Raw genomic sequence first — 6202 nt, 5'->3', positions numbered from 1 at the left:
GCGCACTGGCTCGAGCGTTACCGGATCGCCGACAAGGTGGCCTGAGCGGGCGCGGCAACATGGCGCCGGGGGGGGGGGGCGGGGGGGGGGGGCGGGCCCCCCCTTCAGTACGTTTCAGGATTTTTCAGGTCGCCGCCATTGCGTTGCGGCGGGCGCGATCGCCAGGATCGTCGATGCGGCATATCCGCCGATCCGGCGCCGCGCGCTCACGGCGCACGCGCCGGCCTGAGCAGCAAGCCGATCAACACCCCCGCGACCGCGAAAGCCGTCGCGACACGGAAATTGTCGGCCAGCGCGAGCGTGGTCGCCTGGATGCGAACCGCCCGGTCGAGCAGCGCATAAGCCGCCTGGTCGCCGGTCGCGAAGGTCGCGCCGTGCGACACGAGCAACGCCGCGCCGGCCCGCAGGCGCTCCAGCGTTTGCGGATCCGACAGCGTGACATGCAGACCGACGAGATTCGAATGGGTAGCCTCCATGATGCGCTGGACCACCGCGATCGACGTCGTGCCGAGCTGCCCGCTCAGCAGGCGCGTCGTCTGCACGACGGCGCCGAACGTCAGTACATGCTCGGCCGTCGCGTGCTTGCCGAAAAAGAACACGACCGACGTGAGTGCCATCGTCTGACCCAGCGCCTGCAGCAGCTGCGACGGGATGAAGTCGGGTTCGGCCCAGACGGGCGTGAGGCGCGCGCCGAGCGCGAACGCGACCGCCACCATCGCGAAGCCGGCCACGATCAGCCGGCGCGGATCGACGCGTTGCAGCAGCCACGCCACGCACGGCGCGAACAGCAGCTGCGGCATCGCGATCCAGCGCAGCGTATCGCCGATCTGCAGCGGGCGAAGCCCGTAGGTGCTCGCGAGAAACGCCGACGGAATGAAGCTCGTGTTGAGCACGGTAAAGCGCACGAGGCCGACGAGCAGGATCAGCAACGCGACGTTGGGCAGCGCGAGGTAGCCGAGATCGAGCCCGGCCCGTCGCGACGTCAGTTCGTGGATCAGGAACGCGGCCACCATCACGATGCCGATGCACAGCAGCGCGACGATCAGCGGCGACTGGAACCAGAACAGCCGCTCGCCCTGATCGAGCGCGATGCACAGGCACGCGAACCCGCCGGCGCCGAGCAGCATGCCGCGCGTATCGATACCGGACGCGATGCGCTTGATCGGCTCGGTGGACAGCGACAGCATCAGGCAGACGATGAACGGCACGGTCAGCAATGCGTTCTGCCAGAACAGCCAGCGCCAGCTCAGGTGTTCGCTGTACCACCCTTCGAGCGTCGCCGACAGGTTGAGCGACATCTCGAGGTTCATCGCATACGCGGCGATGCCGAACGGAATCAGCCGCGGCGGCAGCGTGCGGACGACGAACCCGACGGTCAGCGGCACGAACACGCCGGACGCGAAACCGGCCAGGCTCTGGAACACGATGAACGCGCCGAAGTTCGTGCACAGCGGCAGCACGCTTTCGACGACCAGAAATACCGCGGCGCCCGCCAGCAGCACGCGACGCGTGCCGAACACGAAGGCCGCCGCGATCGCGAGCGGCCCGACGAACATCTGCGACGCGATGAACGCGGTGTTGATCCATGCGCCCTCGTCGAACCCGACGCCAAGCGCACCGCGTATGTCGGCGAGCCCGAGCGACGTGATGCGCGACGTCAAGGTCGCGATGATCGCGCCGAGCAGCACGGCCGCGATCGCGGCGATCGAACGAAACGTCGGTATGTCGGAGGCCGGCGCTGCGGCCGGCCCCGGTGTCGCGCCACCGGGGGCGAACGTGGTGTTCATCGTCGAGCGGCTCCCGCACAAAAAGCTCGCGCAAGCATAGCGCGATGCGACAAACCCTGTCTTTTCGATGGAGTATCCCGATCGTGACCACGAACCCGCCGGACACGCCGCCCACTTCCGCCGCGCGCTCGCGCAAATGGCCGGTCGTATCGATCGCCGGATGCGCGCTGTTGCTCGTCGCGCTGCTGGTCTATGAATTCGACGCGCATGATCGCGGCACCGACGACGCGTACGTGACGGGCCACCTGCACGTGATCTCGCCGCGCGTGGCCGGCACGGTCGAGCGCGTGCTGGTGAACGACAACCAGTTCGTGCACGCGGGCGACCCGCTCGTGCGGCTCGACCCGCGCGATTTCGACGTGCGCGTCGCGCTGCAGCGGGCCCGCGTCGCGCAGGCGCGCTCCGATGCGAGCCGCGCGAAGGCGCTGGTCGAGCAAGCGGAAGCGACGCTCGTGTCGGCGCATGCCGACGCCGAGAAGGCCGAGCTCGACTACGCACGGGCACGCGAACTGACCCGCGAAACCCCGCGCGGATTGTCGCAGCAGGAATTCGACGCCGCCAACGCGGCGCGCAAGTCCGCCCGCGCACGCATCGAGGCGGCCGACGCGCAGCGGCGCAGCGCGCAGGCCGCGCAGCAGGCCGCCGATGCCGTGTCGAACCAGAACGACGCCGAGTTGCGCGATGCGGAGCTCCAGCGCCAGTACACGACCGTCGTGGCGCCGTCGGACGGCTACGTCGGCAAGAAGACCGTCGAGACCGGCGAGCATGTCGCGCCCGGCCAGGCGCTGCTCACGCTCGTCGAACCGCATCCGTGGGTGGTCGCGAACTTCCGCGAAACCCAGCTCCGGCACGTCCGCGCCGGCGACGTCGTGCAGTTGCGCTTCGACGCGCTGCCGGACCGGACCTTCAGCGGGCACGTCGACAGCCTGTCGCCCGCGACCGGCGGGCAATTTGCGCTGTTGCCGCCCGACAACGCGACCGGCAATTTCACGAAGGTCACGCAGCGGGTGCCGGTCAAGATCCTGCTGGACGGCCCGGCCTCGGCCGAACCGCGCATTCGGCCCGGCCTGTCGGCCGTCGTCTCGCTGCAACGCACCCGCGAGCAGCCATGACCCGCATCGCCGCCCTGCTCGCCGCCGGCCTGCTGAGCGCGTGCACGATCGCGCCGCAGCCGCTCGCCCCAGTCGCGGTCGGAACCGACCGGTTCCGCCATGCGGATGGGCCCGACGAACCCGCCCCGTCGCTCGTCGAATGGCCCGCATCGTTCGGCGCTCCGCCGCTCGTCGCGCTCGTCGATGCCGCGCTCGCCGGCAACCACGACATCCGCGCCGCCGCGGCGCGCGTCGACCAGGCGCAGGCGCTGCTCGGCGTGCGCGAAGCCGCACTGGCGCCGACCGTCGGCGTCGATCCGTCGTTCAGCCGCTCGCGCGTATCCGGCACGGTCGACAACGCGTTGCCGAAACGCACGATGCACAACTGGTCGGTGCCGTTCAACGCCAGCTATGAAGTCGATCTGTGGGGGCGCCTGCGCGGCGATGCGGAGATCGGCCGGCAGAACGTGCTGCAGGCAGACGCGGATCGTGCGGCCGTTCGCCTGCGCGTCGCGACCGACGTCGCGAGCGATTACCTGACGCTCCATTTCGTCGAGCAGGATCTCGCGACGCTGGCCCGCGCGATCGAGCTGCGACGCACCGCACTCGACGTGATCGCCGCACGCGTGCGGGCCGGCGCGGCAAGCGATCTCGACGCGCTGCGCGCGGCGGCCGATCTCGATACGGCTCGCGCCGATCTCGCGGACAGCCGGCGGCTGCGCGAAAACCTCGTCGACGCGCTCGCCGTGCTGACCGGCGTCTCCCCGAGCGCATTCTCGATCGCGCCGACCGCCTCCGCCATGCGCGTGCCGGAGGTGCCGCCCGGCCTGCCGTCCGCGCTGCTCGCGCAACGGCCGGACGTCTATGCGGCGGCGCGCCGCGTCGACGCGGCATCGCTCGAAATCGGCGTCGCCCGCACCGCGTGGCTTCCGACCTTGACGCTGACCGCCCAGGGCGGGTTCGCCAGCCGCGACCTCGGCACGTTTCTCGACCGCAACAGTTCGCTGTGGGGCCTCGGCGCGAGCGTGGCCGAAACGGTGTTCGACGGCGGCAAGCGCGAAGCCGCGGTGGCCGCCGCGAAGGCAGGCGCGGAACTCGCCGACGCGAACTATCGCGCGACCGCGCTGGGCGCGCTGCGCGAGGTTCAGGACGCACTCAACGACATCGCCGCGCAGAAAGAGCGGATCGTTCGCTACGACAGCGCGGCGCGCGCCACCGAAGCGGCGGCGCGATTGTCGCTGAGCCGTTACGGGCACGGCTACGTCAGTTATCTCGAGGTCATCGATGCGGACCGGGACGCACTGAATGCGCGACGCCAGCTGATTCATAGCCGCCAGGCACTCGCGATCGCGACGGTCAATCTCGTGCGCGCGCTGGGCGGCGGGTGGACGCCGCCTGCGGCGAGACCGGCGGACGTCGCGAATCGCGCGGACCGGTTCTGAAAAAAACATCGACGCGCCCTCGGCCTCCGTTCAAACGGCCTCACGTATTTTCATATCGCTCTTAAGCTTACCTAACGTTTTTTGTGTTGCCCGGTACCGGTGTGCCGCATAGATTGGTCACATACGAATCCACCGAAGCGAGACCTGTCATGGATCGCCTGAAAACACTCGAGATACTCAAGACGGTTGCCGAACAAGGCAGCTTCACGAAAGCCGCCGAGGCCCACCGGCTCGGCGTCCCCTGTATCAGCCGCGCGATCCGGTGCCTCGAGACGTCGCTCGGCGTGCTGCTGTTTCACCGCACGACGCGCAAAGTGACGCTGACGCGCGTGGGTCAGGACGTGCTCGAGCAGGCGCTCGCGTTGCTGCAGCAGTACGAGCGCTTTTCCGTATGCTGTCACGCCAATGCAAGCGAGATGCAAGGCGACATCTCGATCGAGGTCTCGAACCTGTTCAGCGTAGATCGCCTGGTGCCCGTCCTGGCCGAGTTCAATCGGCAGCACCCGCTCGTGCGAATCCGCGTCGACTGGGTCGATCACCCGAGCGCGGCCCTGAGCGGCGCAACGGATCTGTCGATCGTCACCGAACGAACGTCGAGTCTGACGTGCGTCGAGCGGGGCCTCGGGCGCATCCCGATGGGCCTTTACGCAAGCCCGCGGTATCGGGCCGCAGGCGGCGCAGCGGACACGCCGCAGGCGCTCGAACGCATGGATGCGCACGGCAGCAAACCGGGTAGCGGCGGTTCGGCATGGCCGCTGCGGCACCGGCGTACCGGCGCGACCGCCGAGATACGGCTGGCCGGCGCGATCCGCTCGAACTGCCTCGATACGCTGATTCTCGCGACGACGCGCGGCACCGGCTTCGCCGTGCTTCCGGAGCATCTCGCGCGGCCGCTCGAGCGCGACGGCGAACTCGTTCGCCTGCTGCCCGACTGGCAGGTCGGCGACCTCGGCGCGTCGCTGCTCTATCACTCGCGCCGGAACCTGCCCGTGCGCATCAGAACGCTCGCCGAACATCTCGTCGCCGCGTTCGACGGCAGCCCCGACGCGCGGCCGGCAGCGCGGCGCGACGCGCACGTCGTCACGCACGCCGCGGATGCCGACAGCGAAGTGGCCGCATGAACGCCGTCGCCCGCGTCATCGGGCCCCGCCCGCCGAAGCCGGCGCCGTTACGTCGACCGCGCCGGCACGCTCGTTCAGTCGCGTGCGCCGGCCGGGCGCACGCCCAGCGCTTCGGCTTGCCGCACGAGATCCGGCAGCGTGCGAACCAGCATCTTCTTCATCACCTGGGCCCGATGCACCTTCACCGTGATTTCCTGCAGGCCGAGATTCGCCGCGATCTGCTTGTTCATCAGGCCCGCGACCACCTGGCTCATCACTTCGCGTTCGCGCGGCGTCAACGACGCATAGGCCTGGCGCACCGCGTCCAGCGCGCGCTCGCGCGCGAGGCGCTCGCCGTCGCGGGCCAGCGCATGGCCGACGGCATCGAGCATCGCTTCGTCGTCGAACGGCTTCGTCAGGAAGTCGAGCGCGCCGCCCTTCATCGCCTTGACCGTCGTGGCCACGTCGCCGTAACCGGTCATGAACAGGATCGGCACGTTCAGGCCCGCACGCACCGCTTCCTCCTGAACGGCCAGCCCGCTCTCGTCGACAAGACGCACGTCGAGGATCAGGCAGCTCGGCACGTCGGGCCGCTCGAACGCGAGAAACGCCCGCGACGACGCGAACGTCTCGACGCGAAACCCCGCCGAACGCAACAGTGCGCTCAACGCGCGCCGCAGCGTTTCGTCGTCGTCGACCACATAGACGATCGGCGCGGGATCGCCCGCGCCCCGGTTGCCGGTCGACGTCATGTCCAGCGTGCTCGTCATTGAATTCCCTGT

At 69.4% G+C, this 6202-nt stretch carries 5 protein-coding genes; 3 read left to right on the top strand and 2 right to left on the bottom strand.

All coding sequences use genetic code 11. The features are described from left to right. Nucleotides 1–206: 206 nt before the first annotated feature. Nucleotides 207–1787 carry an MFS transporter gene (locus tag ACPUER_RS22315; RefSeq protein ID WP_175961657.1) on the bottom strand — a complete coding sequence of 527 codons (1581 nt, stop codon included), beginning with the start codon at nucleotides 1785–1787 and terminating at the stop codon, nucleotides 207–209. A gap of 44 nt (nucleotides 1788–1831) precedes the next feature. On the opposite strand from ACPUER_RS22315, the gene ACPUER_RS22310 reads away from it, so the two are divergent. The 3 genes from ACPUER_RS22310 (at nucleotide 1832) to ACPUER_RS22300 (ending at nucleotide 5441) form a co-directional block, all read left to right on the top strand. Next, the gene (locus ACPUER_RS22310; RefSeq protein ID WP_425132138.1) at nucleotides 1832–2899 is read left to right on the top strand and encodes an HlyD family secretion protein; all 1068 of its coding nucleotides are present in this window, start codon (nucleotides 1832–1834) and stop codon (nucleotides 2897–2899) included. Then, on the top strand, nucleotides 2896–4320 hold the full coding sequence (locus ACPUER_RS22305) for an efflux transporter outer membrane subunit (RefSeq protein WP_425132137.1): 1425 nt from the start codon (nucleotides 2896–2898) through the stop codon (nucleotides 4318–4320). The genes ACPUER_RS22310 and ACPUER_RS22305 overlap by 4 nt, the downstream gene beginning before the upstream one ends. Before the next feature lie 86 nt (nucleotides 4321–4406). Then, entirely contained in the window at nucleotides 4407–5441 is a 1035-nt protein-coding gene (locus ACPUER_RS22300; protein WP_425132136.1) for a LysR family transcriptional regulator, read from the top strand. 74 nt (nucleotides 5442–5515) lie between these two features. On the opposite strand, the gene ACPUER_RS22295 is transcribed toward ACPUER_RS22300, so the two are convergent. Further along, nucleotides 5516–6190 (bottom strand): response regulator transcription factor, encoded by a 675-nt coding sequence (locus ACPUER_RS22295; protein WP_175961661.1) that lies wholly within the window; start codon nucleotides 6188–6190, stop codon nucleotides 5516–5518. Nucleotides 6191–6202: the final 12 nt, after the last annotated feature.

The organism is Burkholderia sp. DN3021, from assembly GCF_049805555.1.
Lineage (GTDB): Bacteria > Pseudomonadota > Gammaproteobacteria > Burkholderiales > Burkholderiaceae > Burkholderia > Burkholderia pyrrocinia_C.
Note: the sequence above shows the minus strand (reverse complement) of the source record. Positions and strands in the feature narration are given on the sequence as shown.